We start from the raw sequence: 18,667 nt of genomic DNA, 5'->3' as shown, positions 1-18,667 counted from the left end.
GAGGCCGTCATGGCGCATGTGGGCACGAAGCCTGATGCGCAGACCGGGCTCATCCAGTCGCTGTGGGAGCTCAAGGACGGCCAGGTCGTGCGCCAGTTGGCCGCCTACACCCACGATGGCGAGCGCGACCTCGTCGCCGCACAGGACGAAGACGGCGCCAGCTGGAGCTACACCTACAGCCACCATCTCGTGACCCGGTACACCGACCGCACCGGCCGGGGCATGAACCTGGAGTACGACGGCACGGGCCCCGACGCCAAGGCCGTGCGCGAGTGGTCCGACGACGGCAGCTTCGCGTTGAAGCTGGAGTGGGACAGGAACATCCGCCTGACCTACGTGACCGATGCCTTGGGCGGGGAGACCTGGCACTACTACGACATCCAGGGCTACACCTACCGCATCATCCATCCGGACGGGCTGCAGGAGTGGTTCTTCCGCGATGACGCGAAGAACGTCACGCGGCACGTGCACACCGACGGCACGACCGACGACTACACCTACGACGAAGACGGCAACCTGCAGACGCACACGCGCGCGGATGGCAGCCGTGTGCACTACGAGTACGACAGGCTGCACCGGCTCACCGGCATCCGCGATGCCGAAGGCGGCGTGTGGAAGCGCGACTACGACGCGCAGGGTCATCTCACGGAAGAGATCGATCCGCTGGGGCACAAGACCGAGTACGCCTACGACAAGGCCGGCCGACCCGTGCGAATCACCGATGCCAAGGGCGGCACGAAGCTGATGAGCTACACGCCTCGCGGCCGGCTCGCGAGCCTCACGGACTGCTCGGGCAAGACCAGCCGCTGGACATACGACGATCGCGGCCGGCTCGCCACGGCTGTGGACCCTGCAGGCAACGTCACGCGCCATCTCTACAGCCTTCCGGAAGAAGACGCGGCGCTGCGTGCCGAAGGCAGCCTGCCGGGCCGGATCCACGAGATCGTCCTGGCCGACGGGACGCGCGAGCAGGCCCTGCACGACCCCGAGGGGCGCTTGCTCGCGCACGTCGATGGGCTCGGGCGCCGCACGCGCTACAGCTACAGCCGCGCAGGACTGATCTCGGGGCGCACCGATGCCGAGGGGCATTCGCTCAGGTACCAGTGGGACCTGCTGGGCCGTCTCGTCGAATTGCGCAACGAGAACGGCAGCCGCCACAGCCTGCGCTATGACCCTGTGGGTCGGCTGCTTGACAAGACCGACTTCGCTCACCAGACCACGCGGTACCGCTACGAAGAAGGCACCGGCCGACTCGTCGAGGTTGCGGCGGGCGGACGGGTCGTGCAACTGCAGGCCGATGCGATGGGCAGGATGACGCAGCGATCCGCGGGCAGCCAGGTCGAGCACTTCGCCTTCGACCGCAACGGACGCATGGTCGAGGCGTCCAACAGCGACGCGCGCCTGCAGTGGTTCTACGACCCGGCCGGTAACCTGACGCGAGAGCACCAGCACGATCTGCAGGCCGGTCGCACGGCGATATGGCAGCACCGCTACGACGCGCTCAACCAGCGCGTCGCCACGATCCGTCCCGACGGCCATACGACCCAGTGGCTCATCTACGGTTCGGGCCACGTGCACGGCCTGCTGCTCGACGGGCACGACATCCTCGGTTTCGAGCGCGACGACCTCCATCGCGAAGTGGTGCGCGAGCAGCGCAACGGCCTGACCCAGAAGCTGCGTTACGACAACGCAGGGAGGCGGCTGGAGCAGCAGGTCGTGCCGGGCCAGGCGAGCGCACCCGGCGCGCTGCAGCTGCAGCGCACCTACGGCTACGACAAGTCAGGGCAGCTGATCGCCATCGGTGACAGCCGTCATGGCAACCTCGACTACCGCTACGACCCCGTCGGCCGGCTTGTCGAGGCCAACGGCCGGCTCGGACGCGAGACCTTTGCCTTCGACCCCGCGGGCAACATCGTCGATCCCGACAGCACGGCCGGCGGCAGCCGGGTTCCCGTCTCCCCCTTGCTCGACAACCTGCTCAGGGCCTATGCCGGCGTGCGCTACCGGTACGATGAGCACGGCAACATGGTCGAGCGCGTGTGCAACGGCCGGGCGACCATCTTTGCCTGGGACGCCTTCGGGCGCCTGGGCTCGGCCACGGAGGAAGACGGCACGCAGACCTCGTTCGCCTACGACCCGCTGGGACGCCGCATTTCCAAGCGTTCGCGAGACAGCATCACCCGGTTCGGGTGGGACGGCGACACGCTCGCCTTCGAGAGCACGCAGAGCTTTGCCGGAGAGCACGAGGAAGCAGGCCGAGGCTGGAGCGTGCACTATGTCCACGAGCCGCGCTCCTTCGCTCCGCTGGTTCAACTGCGCCAGGCGCATGCGATCGTGCCGGGCAGGACGCCCGACGTGCGAGAGCTCATGGCCGCCAACGGCGGCGCCTACGACATCGAGCAAGACCCGCTGTGGAACGGAGAACTCCAGCCCGGACAACGCAGCTTCGAAGACGACGAGGTCGCCTTCTACCAGTGCGACCACCTCGGCACGCCACGGGACCTGACCGATCACGAGGGCCGCGTCGCCTGGTCGGCCCAGTACAAGGCCTGGGGCGAGGCGCGCGAAGTCATCAGCGAAGCGGGGCGACGTGCCGGTCTCTCGAACCCCATCCGGTTTCAGGGGCAGTACTTCGACGCCGAGACAGGGCTGCACTACAACCGCTACCGCTACTACGATCCGGCGAGCGGCCGGTATGTCTCGCCCGACCCACTGGGACTCGCGGGCGGTCTCAACCTGTATGCCTATGTCGGCGGCAACCCCGTGCGCGGCATCGATCCGCTGGGACTGGTCGACATCAACCTGTTCCCGCACAACGAGGCGATCCGGCAGTCGGCAGACAACATCCCGAGCCCGCCCGGCACTTTCACGGTCGGATCCCATGGCAACTCGAACATCATGACCGACACCGCGCTCAAGGGCATCACGCCCGCACAGATGGCGCAGCGGATCAAGGCGCACCCGTCCTATACGGAAGGCCAGAAGGTGCAGCTGATGTCGTGCGAGACCGGCAAGGGAACGGACCCCTACGCGCAGAAACTGGCCAACGAATTGAACGCACCCGTCGAGGCGCCCGACAAGCTCCTGTGGATCTGGCCCCACGGCGCCTACAAGCCTGCCGGCCAGAAGGCCGACGGCACCATGGACACCGCAGATCCCGGCGTCTGGCATACCTTCAACCCCAAGTCATGAAGAACATCGATCTCAGGTTCGGCGCGAAGCTGGCAGTGCTTCTTCCTCTTCTTCTGAACCTCTCAGTCTCTTACGCAACGGAGAACCAAACCATGGACACGCCCGACGCTGCACCAGCCTCTTCTTCTTCGCCCATCTCGGGTGCGCAGTCTTACGCACTGACAGATGCGCAACGAGCCGAACTGATCACGAAGGCCGAGTCCGGTGACGCCGAGGCCGCGTTCCGTCTCTCGCTGTACTACACCTTCACGTCTTCTGACGACGTTCAGCGCATCCGCTGGTTGACGATCGCGGCCAAGGCCGGACACGTGGTCGCTCAGCACAACCTGGCCTACGACCTCTACATGAGCGGCAAGGACCTCGCCGAAGCCGCGCATTGGGCAGCGGAGTCGTCGAAGAGCGGCAATGCGGAGGCAGGCGATCTGCTCAAGGAAATCGAAGCGGCCCGCGCGAAGGCCCGGGGCTCGCGTCCGTGAGCGACGGCCTCGATGGTTCGGCCGCGCCGCTCTTCGAGATCGAGTCGCCGGATCGGCTGCTGCTCAACACCCCGGTGGTGATCGCATTGGGCAACGCTTTCAGGCTGTTCGAGAAGACCGGGCAAGACCTGAATAACTTCGATGTCCGCATTGCCGAGAGGCGGAAAGAGAACGGCGAGGACGAAGACGGTGTCGACACCATCGGCATCGCCTTCTCGGCCAAGCTGCTGCCAGGACAGAAGGGACTTGGCAACGCCAGCAGGTTGGGGCGGTCGATCATGTACATCGCCTCGAGGATCACGGGCGAAATACTTCGGGAGCAAGGAAGCAGGTAGTGGTCCCGACGCTGGGACTGTTTCAAAAGACGCCGCGGCCGACTGAGTCTGCGGCTTTCAATTTTGCGAGGGAGAAAAGAATGAACGAAATCATCGAAGTCGATGGCCTGGTGGCACAGGCGATTGCAGTGGCCTGGGAGGATGGGCGGTCTTCAGGCCTGCGATTCGAGAACTACAAGCTCGTGTTGGTCGATGCATCCGACGGATACAGAGTTACGTGGGAAGCGTCGAACAAGCCGCAGGGTCATCGCGGTGCTCTGCCCGGCCTGGCTGAGCCGCAACTGCTGATCGACAAGTCCAGCGGCCGAGTCCTTCAGAAGCATCTGTCTCGCTGAAGAGATAGCGAACCGAGGGGCATCGAGTGTCTTCCCAGATCATCATCCTCGCCCACGACATGTGGCGCAAAGGCGCGGGCGGCGCTCCCGCCGGGCTCGTAGGCCAGGCCGACAGCTTCGCCTATGCCGGGCTCGACCTGGGCCTTGCCCAGTTCGCCGCGACGACCTTCGCAGGCACGAGCTTCACGGTCACCAGCTTCAAGCAGGCGGGCTGGAGCGGTTGCCAGTTCACTGGCTGCAGCTTCACCCAGTGCGACTTCAGCGGCATCTCGATCACGGGCTGCACCTTCATCAACTGCAGCTTCATGCGCGCGAACTTCGACGGCTCAAGCATCGGCAGCAGCACCTTCAGGCAATGCCAGTGGGACGACATCAGCTTCGCAGGCGGCAGCTGGAACGACGTCGGCGTGCTGGACTGCAGCGGCACCGTGGTGCATGCGCAGGGGCTGCAGGGACGCAGCGTGGACTTCACCGGCAGCACCTTCGAGCAGCTCGAGTTCCAGGGCGCAAACATCAACTGAGGAACGACGACAGATGGCAGGGACGGAAGAAAAAAACGCGCCGACCACCGAGCGCGAACCGCAGACGGCGGTGGCACCGCTGAACACGATCGTGAAGGAGGACATCGCCGCGGCAAGCAAGGCGGTGGACGACTGGCTGCGCTCCTTCAGTGGCGGCTACGTGACGCTGGAGCGGCTGACGATGGTGCTGGGCAGCATCCCGATCGTGGGCAACATCATGGCGCTGGTGGATGTGTTCCTGGACATCATCAACATCGTCGAGAAGAAGGCCAAGGACAGCGTCGATGCGTTCCTGAACTGGGTGAGCCTGGGCATCAACCTGATCGGGCTGATCCCGATACCGCCGAGCATGGCGGCGGCGCGCATGAGCCTGAGGCCCACGCTGCACCTGGTGAGGCAGCAACTGACGACCGCAGCCTCCAACCTTGGCGAAGCCATCGTCACCACGCTGGTGGGGCATCTGAACGCCACCATCATGGGCGAGCTGGACACGTTCATCGATGGAGCCATCGCCAAGCTCGACGGCATCCTGAAGAGCTGCGCGGATCTTGCGGACAAGATCATCGACAACCTGGTGGACATCCTGCGGCGGGTGCTCGGGCAGAAGGATCTGTTCACGGTAGGCACGCCTGCAGTGGCAGAAACGAAGGTGCACGACCCGAAGACGCAGAGCACGTGGAGCCGGATGTGGGGCGCGGCGGTGCGTTATTCGAAGCAGTCGGCGAACTACGTGGCCAAGACGGCGGCGAGCCAGCTGCCAGATGGGATCGCAGGCCGGGTCAACGGCGTGATCACGCAGATGCTGGACTTCAAGCGGCTGCTGAGGGGGCAGCTGTCGAGGCTGGCGGACAAGGAGGCGCAGGCCAGCATCATGTGGCTGCTGCACAAGCTGCGGGATGCGTTGCTGAAGAAGAAAGGCCAGCGCGCGGCGATCGTGGCTCCGCAGGCGGGAGCCAAGGCAGAAAAGGAAAATCCCGGAACGCAGCTCGGTCACATCAACAAGCAAGCCGATGCACAAGGGACCGCAGGCTGCAAGAACTGCCCTGCGCCGGCACGCATCGGCTCTTCCATCAGCCTGAGCACCGGCAACGAAAGCTTCACCCACACCGACTTCGTTCTCGCAGCGCCGCTGCCGATCGAATGGGCGCGCACCTACGCCAGCGACCTCGACGCCTTCGACCGCGGCAGCCTGGGCGCACGCTGGATCACTCCCTACAGCATGCGCGTGGACATCACCACGCCGACACGCGGCGCACGCCAGGGGCAGCCCAGCCTCGTGCACCACGCGGCCGACGGCCGCAGCCACGCCTACCCGGTGCTGGCCGTAGGCCAGGCCTACTTCGACCCGATCGAGGAAGTCCGCGTCTCGCGCCTGAGCGAGAGCCTGCTGGTGCTGGACTTCGGCAAGCCGCTGCCCGAAGGCGAGCCCAGCGAGTGGCGCGAGATCTACGAGTACGTCGACAGCAGGCAGCCGCACTTCAGGTTGGTCACGCAGCAGGCCAAGGACGGCATGGCCATCGGCCTGCGCTACGACCACGTCATTGCAGCGACGGGCGAGCGCGTGCTCAGCGACGTCATCAGCAAGCACGGCGAGGCCGTCATGGCGCATGTGGGCACGAAGCCTGATGCGCAGACCGGGCTCATCCAGTCGCTGTGGGAGCTCAAGGATGGCCAGGTCGTGCGCCAGTTGGCCGCCTACACCCACGATGGCGAGCGCGACCTCGTCGCCGCACAGGACGAAGACGGCGCCAGCTGGAGCTACACCTACAGCCACCATCTCGTGACCCGCTACACCGACCGCACCGGCCGGGGCATGAACCTGGAGTACGACGGCACGGGCCCCGACGCCAAGGCCGTGCGCGAGTGGTCCGACGACGGCAGCTTCGCGCTGAAGCTGGAGTGGGACAGGAACATCCGCCTGACCTACGTGACCGATGCCTTGGGCGGGGAGACCTGGCACTACTACGACATCCAGGGCTACACCTACCGCATCATCCATCCGGACGGGCTGCAGGAGTGGTTCTTCCGCGATGACGCGAAGAACGTCACGCGGCACGTGCACACCGACGGCACGACCGACGACTACACCTACGACGAAGACGGCAACCTGCAGACGCACACGCGCGCGGATGGCAGCCGTGTGCACTACGAGTACGACAGGCTGCACCGGCTCACCGGCATCCGCGATGCCGAAGGCGGCGTGTGGAAGCGCGACTACGACGCGCAGGGTCATCTCACGGAAGAGATCGATCCGCTGGGGCACAAGACCGAGTACGCCTACGACAAGGCCGGCAGGCCCGTGCGCATCACCGATGCCAAGGGCGGCGTCAAGGCGCTCGTCTACTCGCCATCGGGCCAGTTGCTGAGCTACACCGACTGTTCCGCCAAGACCAGCCGCTGGGAATACGACGAGCGCGGCCGCCTGGTCAAGGCCACCGATGCCGCAGGCAACGCCACCAGCTATCGCTACGCAGCCGGCCAGCTGGAAGAAATCGAACAGCCCGACAGGACGAGCGAACACTTCGAGCACGACGCCGAAGGCCGCCTGCTTCTGCACACCGACGCACTGGGGCGCGCCACGCGCTACAGCTACACGCGCGCCGGCCTGATCTCCGGCCGCACCGATGCCGCGGGCCGTTCGCTCAAGTACTACTGGGACCTGCTGGGTCGCCTGACCGAACTGCACAATGAGAACGGCAGCCGGTACGACTTCCGCTACGACCCCGTAGGCCGACTGCTCGAAGAAACCGGCTTCGACCGCAAGGCCACGGAGTACGTGCACGAAGAGACCACGGGCGTGCTCGCCGAAGTGATCGAGGCGGGCCACCGCACCGAACTCGAATTCGATCTTCTCGGCCGCCTGAGCGAGCGCCGCGCCGGCGGGCAGTCCGAACGCTTCGCCTACGACCGCAACGGCCGCCTGCTCGAGGCGACCAACAGCGATGCACGCCTGCAGTGGTTCTACGACCCTGCCGGCAACCTGACGCGCGAACATCACCACTACCTGAAGCGCAAGCGCACGGCAGTCTGGCAGCACCGCTACGACGAACTCAACCATCGCATCGCCACCGTGCGGCCCGACGGGCACGTCACCCAGTGGCTGACCTATGGCTCCGGCCACGTGCACGGCCTGATGATCGATGGCCAGGACATCCTGGGCTTCGAGCGCGACGACCTGCACCGGGAGATTGCACGCGAGCAGGGCAACGGACTGAGCCAGCGGCAGAAGTACGACCCGGCGGGGCGGCTGCTCGAACAGCACATCTCCCGCACCAGGCCAGGCGCCATCGAATCGACCACCGGCATCCAGCGCCGCTATACCTACGACAAGGCTGGCCAGCTGGTGACCATCGGCGACAGCCGCCGAGGCAGCCTGAACTACCGCTACGACCCCGTGGGCCGCCTGCTCGAAGCCAACAGCCGCCTCGGGCGCGAGACCTTCGCCTTCGACCCCGCAGGCAACATCGTCGATTCGCTCCCGGCCAACGACCCACTGAGGCACCCGGTCGGCAAGCTGCTGGACAACCTGCTGAAGAACTACGCCGGCACCAGCTATCGCTACGACGAGCGCGGCAACATGACCGAGCGGGTGCGCAACGGCTGGCGAACCGTCTTCGCATGGGACGGCTTCAACCGCATGACTGCGGCGACCGACCACAGCGGCATCACCACCACCTTCAGTTATGACGCGCTGGGGCGGCGTCTGTCCAAGAGTTCGGGCGACACCACGACTCTGTTCGGCTGGGACGGCGACGTGCTCGCATTCGAGAGCACGCAGAGCAGCTCAGCGATCGAGGAGGGCGGCGCGCACGGCTGGAGCGTGCACTACATCCACGAGCCGAACTCGTTCGTGCCGCTGATGCAGGTTCGCCGTGCGAGCGCGATGGCGTTGAGCGAGACGACGGATGCGAAGGCGCTGATGGAGGCCAACGGAGGCGCCTACGACATCGAGCAGGATCCGCTGTGGAACGGCGAACAGAGGCAGGTGCCGCGGGCGTTTGACAGAAGGGAGATGGCGTTCTATCAGTGCGACCACCTGGGCACGCCGCAGGAACTGACAGACCATGAGGGCAGCATTGCGTGGTCGGCGCAGTACAAGGCGTGGGGAGAGGCGCGGGAGGCGATCAGCGAGGCTGGGAGAAGGGCGGGGTTCAGGAATCCGATTCGGTTTCAGGGGCAGTACTGGGATGAAGAGACGGGGTTGCACTACAACCGTCACCGTTACTACGACCCCCGAGCGGGGCGGTTTGTGTCAAGTGATCCAATCGCTTTGGCTGGCGGGATAAACCTGCATGCTTACGCGCTGAACACCACTGAATGGATTGATCCCTTGGGGTTACAGCCTCGCGTGCCGCCCCATATCTCATTGCAGAAACAAGCGGGCCATGTGAAGGGGACGCCGCAATACGACAACCGGGTGAATGCCGGGAAGCCGACATCTTGTTTTTGCGATTGGAATGCCGCTATCAAATACACAGATGAGGCGTGGGCGAATGGAACGCAAGTGCCGGGTAGACCTGGAGTGAAGGACTTCGAGTTTGGAATGCCAATTGGCGAGGGGCCCAAAGGAGGAACTCAGAGCAAGGTAAGAGTTCATCAAGACTCTAAAGGAAAAATTCACGGGCACCCTGCCGGCCCCGAAACACCATAGAGGAAAAAATGGAAAGAAAATGGATTAGGGTATTGGAAGGAAAATTCGGAAGTCTTGAGGCTCCTGACTATTCTTTTGTGTTGGATGAGGTTGAAAAAAAACCTTATCAGCAAATGATGGATGAGATGCGCAAGAAATTTGTTTTAAAAGAAGATACCGATGAAAATTATGACGTGAGTTTTGGCTATGTTCTATCTTTTTCGCTGGGTAATGATTTTCTTTTCAGAATTTCAATGATCGCGCCTTTTGCTTTTTTGGCTCGAATGCATTTGGATGGCTCGACGTCTAAGCCTATTGTGCGAGAGTTCACTCATGATGAAGCTGAGCTTGAGTTGATTAATGTGATTGAATCTCATGGTGTGTCTCTGCTTGATGCTAAAACTCTAGATTTCCTTGTTCCTCAAGCAAAAAAATACTCAAAACCTCTCTATCAGTGGCTTTTTGTGGATGAAGAGAAGGCGCCTTGGAGTTAAGTGCTTGCAGGAATTTTTTGGCGCTTGTCGACTGGTAGAAAACGAAGATTTCGAGGGTAAGCGATTTTTTATCGAATTGCGATTGATCTTGCGAAAATTTTAATGCTGATTTAATTTTTCTAAAAGATGCTGCCGAATGCGGAAAAAAGTGATTAAGTTTTCGCGTATTTTGGCTGCGAATGCAGTGTTTGCGCCAGATTTGTATTGGAAGTTTGAGGTTGAATATCTAGAATTCGGCGCAGAACGATGCGGCCGCGGGCATAGCCATTTTTAGATAACCTCCTGAGGAATTAAGCCTACCCCAGCTACCGCTACGACGAACGCGGCAACATGACCGAGCGCGTACGCAACGGCTGGCGCACCGTCTTCGCATGGGACGGCTTCAACCGCATGACTGCGGCGACCGACTTTCGCTTCCAATCCGGTGGTGTGGATAGATCCTCTGGGACTTGCTAGAAAAAAAAGGTATTACGCCAAATAACCGAGGTACTCGAACCACTATAGAAGGGGGAAAGCTATCGGAGCCGACAGTTGGCTACAGCGGTGGGGCTGGAGGAAAAGGAGCGCAGAATCCCATAGTTAAAAAAATGTATGACGATGTCGCGCTCGATCAGCAGTCGGATACGCATGGATGGTGTGGGGAGCCGGATGCACTAAGCAAAATTGCTGATGCTCATAAGGTAGCTAACGCTGATGAACTTCGTCGCGTGGTCGAAGGGGCTACATCGACTACCGAACGAAATGACGGAAAATTACTCCCGTACTGCCGCTCTTGCAGCATCGTTATGGGGCGGCTAGGCATTTGTGATGGAGTGAAAAAATGACCGAACCTTATAGCGAAGAGGAAGAAGAGCGTCTTGATGCCATTGAAGAGCAATTGATTGAAAAAAAGGTGCCCTTTTTTTTGATGATGAAGATGTATGCAGAATTTTTGCATAATTGTATTTTGACGGGCCGATTTAGTCAGATTGCTCCGTCTAAAGAGCTCGATCTTGTTGCTGATAATTTGCAACAGGCGATAGCTTTTTTAGGTGTTGATGGCAGCGATGATTTGCGAAAGCCAGGTAGGCTCGAGCTTTGGGCGCTGTTCAGGCGCTTCGAAGAGGAACAGCCGGCTTTGGCTGGTTTAAGTCGATGTGCTGTTTGCTGTTTTTATGAAGAAGCTGGTTGGGATCCAGACACAAGAGAAAGCGTGACGCCCATACCGTTTTATCTATTTCTGCTCAATCGGTTTAATCCCGATATGGGTTTGGAGTTTTTGACGTACGCGTATAGATACTTGCTCGATCCCGCGCTGGGGTAGTGCCTATCCTGGGCTCGAGCGCGACGACCTGCACCGCGAGATCGCACGCGAACAAGGCAACGGCCTGAGCCAGCGGCAGAAGTACGACCCGGCGGGCCGGCTGCTCGAACAGCACATCTCCCGCACCAGGCCTGGTGCCATTGAATCGACAACCGGCATCCAGCGCCGCTACACCTACGACAAGGCTGGCCAGCTGGTGACCATCGGCGACAGTCGCCGAGGCAGCCTGAACTACCGCTACGACCCCGTGGGCCGCCTGCTCGAAGCCAACAGCCGCCTCGGGCGCGAGACCTTCGCCTTCGACCCTGCAGGCAACATCGCCGACCCGCCCCCGGCCAACGAACCACTGAGGCACCCGGCCGGCAAGCTGCTGGACAACCTGCTGAAGAACTACGCCGGCACCAGCTACCGCTACGACGAACGCGGCAACATGACCGAGCGCGTACGCAACGGCTGGCGAACCGTGTTCGCCTGGGACGGCTTCAACCGCATGACGGCGGCGACCGACCACAGCGGCATCACCACCACCTTCAGTTATGACGCGCTGGGGCGGCGTCTGTCCAAGAGTTCGGGCGACACCACGACGCTGTTCGGCTGGGACGGCGACGTGCTCGCCATCACAAGCCGCAACCGGCAAAGGATATGACGCCGGAATCCGTCGCCAGATTTCCGAGTGCCGCCCAGGAGCACATGCACTTCGAGAACGGGTCTTCGCCCTGATCCGAACCGTCCCGCCCCCCTCGCCGCAACCCCGGGTTTTCGATAACTAAATCCACTTGATTTAGTCCCTCTGCTGGCCGATAGTCTCCCTGCGCCCGGACACCGAGCCCTCAAGGCCCGAGCGATCCGGTTCCACAAGACCGCAGGCGCTTCGCCGCCTGCCCACGGAGACAAACCATGTTCAGCACCCGCTCTATCCTGGCCATGGCGGCCATGTCCCTCACCGCAGTGGCCGCATCCACCGCCTTCGCCGCCGACCAGCCCGTCATCGGCCTCGTCACCAAGACCGAAACCAACCCCTTCTTCGTCAAGATGAAGGAAGGCGCGCAGGAAGAGGCCAAGAAGCTCGGCGCCAAGCTGCTCTCGGGCGCTGGCAAGGCCGACGGCGACAACGCGGGCCAGATTACGGCGATGGAAAACATGATTGCTGCCGGCGCCAAGACCATCCTGATCACGCCGAGCGACGCCAAGGCGATCGTGCCGGCCATCAAGAAGGCGCGCGACAAGGGTGTGATGGTGATCGCGCTCGACAGCCCGGCCGATCCGCCGGACGCGACCGACGCGCTCTTCGCCACCAACAACTACACCGCCGGCGTGCTGATCGGCGAATACGCCAAGGCCGCGATGGCCGGCAAGCCCGCGAAGATCATCGCGCTCGACCTGCTGCCGGGCCACCCGGTGGGCGCGCAGCGCCACAACGGCTTCATGAAGGGCTTCGGGCTTGCCGCCAACGACGCCAAGTCGAACGAGCTGTCGAAGACGCCCGAGATCGTCTGCATGGCCGACAGCTACGGCGACCAGGCCAAGGCGCAGACGGTGATGGAAAACTGCCTGCAGAAGGCACCTGACGTGAACCTGGTCTACACCATCAACGAGCCCGCCGCGGCCGGTGCGTACAACGCGCTGAAGCGCGCTGGCAAGGAGAAGGGCGTGATGATCGTCTCGGTCGACGGCGGCTGCCAGGGCATCAAGGACACGGCCGCCGGCATCATCGCCGCGACCTCGCAGCAGTACCCGCTGAAGATGGCCGCCATGGGCGTGGCCGCGGGCGTGGAGTTCGCCAAGACGGGCAAGAAGGCCTCGGGCTACGTCGACACCGGCGTGACGCTGATCGCCGGCAAGAGCGTGGCCGGCGTCGACAGCAAGGACACCAAGACCGGCACCGAGCTGTGCTGGGGCAAGAAGTAATCGGAAGCATCAGGACGAAGCCATGGCGAAGTCTCCAACGCACCACATTCCGTGGGGCGCCCTCGGGCCGTGGCTGGCTCTTCTCGGCGCGTGCATCTTCTTTGCGACCCAGTCGGATCGCTTTCTCACCGGCGGCAATCTCTCGCTGATCCTGCAGCAGGTGATGGTGGTCGGCGTGATCGCCATCGGCCAGACGCTGATCATCCTCACGGCGGGCATCGACCTGTCGTGCGGCATGGTGATGGCGCTGGGCGGGATCATCATGAGCAAGTTCGCGACCGAACTGGGCATGCCCGCACCGGTGGCCATCCTTTGCGGCATCGGCGTGACGACGCTGTTCGGCCTGCTCAACGGGCTGCTGGTCACGCGCATCAAGCTGCCGCCTTTCATCGTGACGCTGGGCACGCTGAACATCGCCTTTGCGATCACGCAGCTGTATTCGTCGTCGCAGACCATCACTGATTTGCCCGGCGGCCTCACGGGCCTGGGCACCACCTTCGCCGTCGGCAATGCCGAAGTGGCATGGGGTTCGGTGCTGATGCTCGTGCTGTACCTGCTCGCGTGGTTCGTGCTGCGCGAGACGGGAGCCGGCCGGCACATCTATGCGGTGGGCAACAACGCCGAGGCCACGCGGCTGGTCGGCATTCCGACGCAGCGCGTGCTGCTGGGCGTGTACGTGGCGGCGGGCGTGCTGTATGGCGTTGCCTCGCTGCTGTCGGTGGCGCGCACCGGCGTGGGCGACCCGAACGCGGGGCAGACCGAGAACCTCGACGCCATCACGGCCGTGGTGCTTGGTGGCACCAGCCTGTTCGGTGGCCGCGGCATCGTGCTGGGCTCGCTGATCGGCGTGCTGATCGTGGGCGTGTTCCGCAACGGGCTCACGCTGATGGGCGTGTCGTCGATCTACCAGGTGCTGGTGACGGGCGTGCTCGTGATTCTTGCGGTAGCGGCCGACCAACTCTCGCGCAGGGGGGCCCGCTGATGAACATCATCGCCAACCCCAAGATCGTGATGCAGGCCAAGGGCCTGGTGAAGCGCTACGGCCAGGTCACGGCGCTCGACGGTGTCGACTTCGAGCTGCGCGAAGGAGAAATCCTCGCGGTGATCGGCGACAACGGCGCAGGCAAGTCCTCGCTCATCAAGGCGCTGTCGGGCGCGGTGGTGCCCGACGAAGGGCAGATCCTGCTCGACGGCAAGGCAGTGCATTTCCGCAATCCGCTGGATGCGCGCCGCGCCGGCATCGAGACGGTCTATCAAGATCTCGCCGTGGCCCCGGCCATGACCATCTACGAGAACCTGTTCCTCGGCCGCGAGCTGCGCCGCCCCGGCTTCCTGGGCAACGTGCTGCGCATGCTCGACAAGAAGCAGATGCTGAAGGAAAGCACCGCCCGCATGGCCGACCTGAAGGTCGGCATCCAGTCGATGACGCAGGCGGTCGAGACGCTCTCGGGCGGCCAGCGCCAATGTGTGGCCGTGGCGCGCAGCGCGGCCTTCGCGCGGCACGTGGTCATCATGGATGAACCGACCGCCGCGCTCGGCGTGAAGGAGGGCAACATGGTGCTGGAGCTGATCCGCCGCGTGCGCGATCGCGGCCTGCCCGTGGTGCTCATCAGCCACAACATGCCGCACGTGTTCGAGGTGGCTGACCGCATTCACGTGGCCCGCCTCGGCCGCCGCGCGGCCGTGCTCAACCCGAAGAAGATCAGCATGAGCGACACGGTCGCCGTGATGACCGGCGCCATGACGGCCGACCAGTTGCCCGCGGAGGCGCATGCCTGATGCGGACGTGCCTGCACGCACGCCCGACCTGTTGCGGCCCCGCGGCTCCAACCAGGTCGGCATGCGCCAGTTCAACGAGCGCACAGTGCTGCAGGCGCTGCGCGTCCACGGCAGCCTGCCCAAGGCCGACCTCGCGCGGCTGACGGGGCTCAGCGCGCAGACCATCGGGCTCATCACCGCGCGGCTCGAGGAAGACGGGCTCATCGTCAAGCAGAGCCGCGTGCGCGGGCGCATCGGGCAGCCGTCGGTGCCGCTGGCGCTGAACCCCGACGGCGCCTTCGCCATCGGCATCAAGGTGGGGCGGCGCGGCGCCGAATGGCTGCTGATCGACTTCGCCGCGCAGGTGCGCGAGCGCCACGCGATCAGCTACGACTTTCCCGATGCGGACGAGCTGCTGCCCGCCATCGCGCAGCACATCCACCGGCTGCGCGACGGGCTGGGACCGCTGGCCGCGCGCAACGTGGGCGCGGGGCTGGCCGCGCCGTTCCAGCTCGGCGGCTGGCACCGCACGCTGGGGTTGTCGAAGGCGCAGTCCGACCTGTGGAACCAGATGGACCTGGCGGCCGAGGTGCGCGCGCGCACCGACGTGCCGGTGAGCTTCGCGCGCGACACGGTGGCCGCCTGCGTGGCCGAGCTGGTCGGCGGGCGAGGGCACGACCTGAAGAGCTTCCTGTACATCTTCGTCGACACCTTCGTGGGCGGCGGGCTGGTCATCAACTCGCACCTGCACACCGGTGCGCACGGCAACGCAGGCGCGCTCGCTTCATTGCCGATGCAGCCTCCGGGCAGCCGTGGCGCACTGCCGCCGCAGCTGGTTGCGCAGGCGTCGCTCTGGGAGCTGGAGCAGCGCCTGGCCGGCGAGGGCCTCGACGCCATGGCCGCATATGACGACCGCGCCCTTCAACCGCCCTATGCCGCCACCACGCAAGCCTGGCTGGAAAGCGCCTCGCAGGCGCTGGCGCATGCCATCGTGAGCGGCACCGCCATGCTCGACCTGCCCGACGTGGTGGTGGACGGCTCGATGTCGCGCGCGCTGCTGCAGGCGCTGCTCGATCAGACCCGTGCCGCGCTGGACGGCTGCAACTGGGAAGGCCTCTGGCAGCCTCGGCTGCATGGCGGCAAGGCGGGTGCGCAAGCGTGTGCGCTGGGCGGCGCGATGCTGCCGCTGCACGCCAATTTCGCGCCCGACCACGACGTGTTCCTGAAGGCGGCCTGACAGGACCGCCCGGCGTTCAGGAAGGCCAGCGCCGCAGGCCCAGTTCGTCCGCCAGCCGCCGATAACTCTTGATCTGCGCCTGCACGTAGTCGTCGAGCGCGGCGCCGGTGAGCGCAAAGGGGTACAGGCCGTGCTGCTCGCGCAAGGCAGCGAAGCCGGGCGCCGCGCTCGCCTCGCGAAACGCCGCGGTCCACGCGCGCACGGCCGATTCCGGCACGGCCGCGCTCAGGTAAAGGCCGCGTACGGTGGGCCACACCACATCGACGCCTTGTTCGCGCGCGGTCGGCACGCCGGTGAGTGCGCCGCCGAGCCGGTTCTCCGACAGCACGGCAAGCAGGCGCACGGCCGCGCCGCCGGCAATGGCCTGCAGCGCCTCGGCCGCGTCGCCCGGAAAGGCGTCGACATGCTTGCCCTGCAGCGCGCCGAGCGCATCGCCCCCGCCTTCGAACGACACGAAGCGCATGGCCTTGTGGTCGCGCCCCGCGGCGCGCACCAGCAGCGCGGCCTTCACCCAGTCCTGGCTGCCGACCGTGCCACCGGCGCCGAAGGCGATGCGCGACGGGTCCTGCCGCAGCGCCGCGACGAGGTCCTGCAGGCGCTTGTAGGGCGAATCGCGATGCACGGCGATCACGCCGTAGTCGGTTCCGAGCGTCGTGATCCAGCGCACAGCCGAGGGCGAATGCGGCCCGAAGCGGCCCTGCGCAAGGTTGAGCAGCGAGCCGCTCGAGAACGCCACCAGCGTGCCCGGGCCGCCGAGTCGGCCGGTGGCGATGCGGTCGAAGGCCACGGCGCCGATGCCGCCCGGCAGGTAGCGCTGGGCGAGCGGCGGGCGCGTGGGGCGCACGGCCTGCAGCGCATCGCGCGCGAGCGCGCAGGTCAGTGCGAAGCCGCCGCCGGCCTTGGCGGGGATCACACAGTCGGCAGCGTCTTCGGAGGGATCGTTGGCAGCAGCCTTCGTGCCCGCGCCCCAAGGCATCAGCAGCGCGGACAGCGTGCGAAGTGCGTGGCGGCGGGTAGGTCGCATGGGCATGGCGGCGGGCTTGTCAGGTGGCCGCCGCAGCTTGGGTGCGGGGCCACCAGATGATCGCATGCAGCCCCGTGCCTGCCTCGCGCGCTTCGAGCCGCAGCTCGCCCCGATGCCGCTGCGCGATGGAGCGCGCAATGGCCAGCCCGAGCCCGAAGCCGCCCTTGCCGGCGCGCGCGCCGCGCCGGAAGCGCTGGCCGAGCGCGGCCCGCTCCTCGTCGCCGATACCGGGGCCGTTGTCTTCCACGTTGAGGCTCCAGCCCGCCGCGTCGCCCGCGGCAAAGAGCGTGATCGTGCCTTCGGCGGGCGTGTAAGCGATCGCGTTGGCCACCAGGTTGCCCAGCGCCTCGCGCATCAGCGATCGATCCGCCACGGCAAGGAATTCAGGCACGGGCGAATGAATGCCCAGGTCGATGCGCTTGGCGCGCGCCAGCGGCAGCAGGTCGACCGCCACCTCGCGCAGCAATGCCGCCACGTCGAACTCGGCAGGCTCCACCGACACCGTGTCGCTGCGGCCCAGCGCCAACAGCTGCTGCGCGCTGCGCGTCGCGCGGCCGATCTCGGTGCCGAGCGCGTCGAGCGCCACCTGCACCTGCGCCGGGTCCTGCTCGCGCCGCGCGTAGTCGGCCTGCATCTGCAGCGTGGTCAGGTGTGTGCGCAGCTGGTGCGAGGCATCGTCCAGGAACTGGCGCTGCTGCGTGACGAGTTCCTGCGTGCGCGACATCTGCTGGTTGACCGCGGCGACCAGCGGGCGCACCTCGGCGGGCAGGTCGGTTTCCGCAATGCGCGTGAGGTCGTCCGGCGTGCGCGCCTGGACTTCGCGCGCCAGCCGTGACAGCGGCCGCAGCGCCGCCGCCAGCGCAATGGCGGTGCCGCACAGCAGTATCGCCAGCACCAGCGCATCGCGCAGCGCCGCGCTGCGCACGAAGCGCGCGCTGAACTCCTGCCGCGAGCGAGTGCTCTCGCCCACCTGGATCAGCACGCTGCGCCCGGTGCTGCCGGCCGGCGCGCGATCGAGGTCGCGCCGGTAGGCCGCGAGCCGTACCGATTCTCCGAAGTAGGCCGCGTCGTAGAAGGCCGGCACGCCCATCGCCAGTTCGGCGGGCGGCGCGGGCAGGTCCGCGCTGCCGAGCTCGACCAGCCCGTCGGACGTGGACACGCGAAAGAACACCTGCCCGCTCGCCGTGAGCTCGAAGAACTCGAACATCGTGTACGGCAGCTCGACCGACAGGCCGCCCGAGGCGGTCGAGATGTTGGCGTCGATGGATTTGAGCGCGCCCAGCAGCGAGCGGTCGTAGGCCGCGTTGGCGGCGGCGAGCGCGTCGTGCCGGGTCATCCACAGCTCGAGGCCGGTTACCACCAGCAGGGCGGGGAACAGCAGCAGCGCGAGCCGCTGCCACAAGCTGGTGCGGCGCAGGCGGTTGCGCAGGCGCGTCAACACGTCCACTCAGCCC

Annotated in this window: 15 protein-coding genes; 13 read left to right on the top strand and 2 right to left on the bottom strand. The window is 65.0% G+C overall.

The window, feature by feature from the left end; translation table 11 throughout:
* The 13 genes from ACCC97_RS12930 to ACCC97_RS12870 form a co-directional block, all read left to right on the top strand.
* On the top strand, positions 1-3,192 hold a 3,192-nt coding region (locus ACCC97_RS12930), incomplete at its 5' end, for an RHS repeat-associated core domain-containing protein (RefSeq protein WP_413333159.1).
* Between the two features lie 92 nt (positions 3,193-3,284).
* Positions 3,285-3,668, top strand: coding sequence for a hypothetical protein (locus tag ACCC97_RS12925; protein WP_413333157.1), 384 nt, complete (start codon positions 3,285-3,287; stop codon positions 3,666-3,668).
* On the top strand, positions 3,665-4,003 hold the full coding sequence (locus ACCC97_RS12920) for a hypothetical protein (protein WP_413316409.1): 339 nt from the start codon (positions 3,665-3,667) through the stop codon (positions 4,001-4,003). Before ACCC97_RS12925 ends, ACCC97_RS12920 begins: the two co-directional genes overlap by 4 nt.
* A gap of 80 nt (positions 4,004-4,083) precedes the next feature.
* The gene (locus tag ACCC97_RS12915) at positions 4,084-4,338 is read left to right on the top strand and encodes a hypothetical protein (RefSeq protein WP_413316407.1); all 255 of its coding nucleotides are present in this window, start codon (positions 4,084-4,086) and stop codon (positions 4,336-4,338) included.
* Between the two features lie 26 nt (positions 4,339-4,364).
* A complete protein-coding gene (locus tag ACCC97_RS12910) occupies positions 4,365-4,859 on the top strand; it encodes a pentapeptide repeat-containing protein (RefSeq protein ID WP_413333155.1) in 495 nt (164 codons plus the stop codon).
* 13 nt (positions 4,860-4,872) lie between these two features.
* Complete coding sequence (locus ACCC97_RS12905) at positions 4,873-9,510, top strand: RHS repeat-associated core domain-containing protein (RefSeq protein ID WP_413333153.1); 4,638 nt, start codon at positions 4,873-4,875, stop codon at positions 9,508-9,510.
* Between the two features lie 8 nt (positions 9,511-9,518).
* Positions 9,519-9,983 carry a hypothetical protein gene (locus ACCC97_RS12900; protein WP_413333151.1) on the top strand — a complete coding sequence of 155 codons (465 nt, stop codon included), beginning with the start codon at positions 9,519-9,521 and terminating at the stop codon, positions 9,981-9,983.
* An 820-nt stretch (positions 9,984-10,803) separates the two neighbouring features.
* A complete protein-coding gene (locus tag ACCC97_RS12895; protein WP_413333149.1) occupies positions 10,804-11,286 on the top strand; it encodes a hypothetical protein in 483 nt (160 codons plus the stop codon).
* A gap of 196 nt (positions 11,287-11,482) precedes the next feature.
* Positions 11,483-11,932, top strand: a complete 450-nt coding sequence (locus tag ACCC97_RS12890) for a hypothetical protein (RefSeq protein WP_413333147.1) — start codon at positions 11,483-11,485, stop codon at positions 11,930-11,932.
* Positions 11,933-12,183: 251 nt separating this feature from the next.
* A complete protein-coding gene (locus tag ACCC97_RS12885) occupies positions 12,184-13,194 on the top strand; it encodes a sugar ABC transporter substrate-binding protein (RefSeq protein ID WP_413315172.1) in 1,011 nt (336 codons plus the stop codon).
* A gap of 22 nt (positions 13,195-13,216) precedes the next feature.
* Positions 13,217-14,176 (top strand): ABC transporter permease, encoded by a 960-nt coding sequence (locus tag ACCC97_RS12880; protein ID WP_413333145.1) that lies wholly within the window; start codon positions 13,217-13,219, stop codon positions 14,174-14,176.
* Entirely contained in the window at positions 14,176-14,973 is a 798-nt protein-coding gene (locus ACCC97_RS12875; protein ID WP_007828054.1) for an ATP-binding cassette domain-containing protein, read from the top strand. Before ACCC97_RS12880 ends, ACCC97_RS12875 begins: the two co-directional genes overlap by 1 nt.
* Positions 14,966-16,189 (top strand): ROK family transcriptional regulator, encoded by a 1,224-nt coding sequence (locus ACCC97_RS12870; RefSeq protein WP_413315170.1) that lies wholly within the window; start codon positions 14,966-14,968, stop codon positions 16,187-16,189. The genes ACCC97_RS12875 and ACCC97_RS12870 overlap by 8 nt, the downstream gene beginning before the upstream one ends.
* 16 nt (positions 16,190-16,205) lie before the next feature.
* Here the strand turns inward: ACCC97_RS12870 and ACCC97_RS12865 are convergent, their stop codons facing one another.
* Together ACCC97_RS12865 and ACCC97_RS12860 are read right to left on the bottom strand one after the other, a co-directional pair.
* A complete protein-coding gene (locus ACCC97_RS12865) occupies positions 16,206-17,213 on the bottom strand; it encodes a Bug family tripartite tricarboxylate transporter substrate binding protein (RefSeq protein WP_413333167.1) in 1,008 nt (335 codons plus the stop codon).
* Positions 17,214-17,232: 19 nt separating this feature from the next.
* Positions 17,233-18,654 carry a sensor histidine kinase gene (locus ACCC97_RS12860; RefSeq protein ID WP_007828057.1) on the bottom strand — a complete coding sequence of 474 codons (1,422 nt, stop codon included), beginning with the start codon at positions 18,652-18,654 and terminating at the stop codon, positions 17,233-17,235.
* Positions 18,655-18,667 lie beyond the last annotated feature (13 nt).

Source organism: Variovorax sp. Varisp85 (assembly GCF_047304045.1).
In the GTDB taxonomy this organism is placed as follows: domain Bacteria; phylum Pseudomonadota; class Gammaproteobacteria; order Burkholderiales; family Burkholderiaceae_C; genus Variovorax.
This window is presented reverse-complemented; position numbering and strand designations above follow the sequence as displayed.

Excerpts from the sequence above, each read along its gene's own strand:
- ACCC97_RS12915 (WP_413316407.1), top strand. The coding sequence starts at position 4,084 with ATGAACGAAATCATCGAAGTCGATGGCCTGGTGGCACAGGCGATTGCA.
- ACCC97_RS12905 (WP_413333153.1), top strand. The coding sequence starts at position 4,873 with ATGGCAGGGACGGAAGAAAAAAACGCGCCGACCACCGAGCGCGAACCG.
- ACCC97_RS12925 (WP_413333157.1), top strand. The coding sequence starts at position 3,285 with ATGGACACGCCCGACGCTGCACCAGCCTCTTCTTCTTCGCCCATCTCG.
- ACCC97_RS12885 (WP_413315172.1), top strand. The coding sequence starts at position 12,184 with ATGTTCAGCACCCGCTCTATCCTGGCCATGGCGGCCATGTCCCTCACC.
- ACCC97_RS12895 (WP_413333149.1), top strand. The coding sequence starts at position 10,804 with ATGACCGAACCTTATAGCGAAGAGGAAGAAGAGCGTCTTGATGCCATT.
- ACCC97_RS12875 (WP_007828054.1), top strand. The coding sequence starts at position 14,176 with ATGAACATCATCGCCAACCCCAAGATCGTGATGCAGGCCAAGGGCCTG.
- ACCC97_RS12880 (WP_413333145.1), top strand. The coding sequence starts at position 13,217 with ATGGCGAAGTCTCCAACGCACCACATTCCGTGGGGCGCCCTCGGGCCG.
- ACCC97_RS12870 (WP_413315170.1), top strand. The coding sequence starts at position 14,966 with ATGCCTGATGCGGACGTGCCTGCACGCACGCCCGACCTGTTGCGGCCC.
- ACCC97_RS12900 (WP_413333151.1), top strand. The coding sequence starts at position 9,519 with ATGGAAAGAAAATGGATTAGGGTATTGGAAGGAAAATTCGGAAGTCTT.
- ACCC97_RS12865 (WP_413333167.1), bottom strand. The coding sequence starts at position 17,213 with ATGCGACCTACCCGCCGCCACGCACTTCGCACGCTGTCCGCGCTGCTG.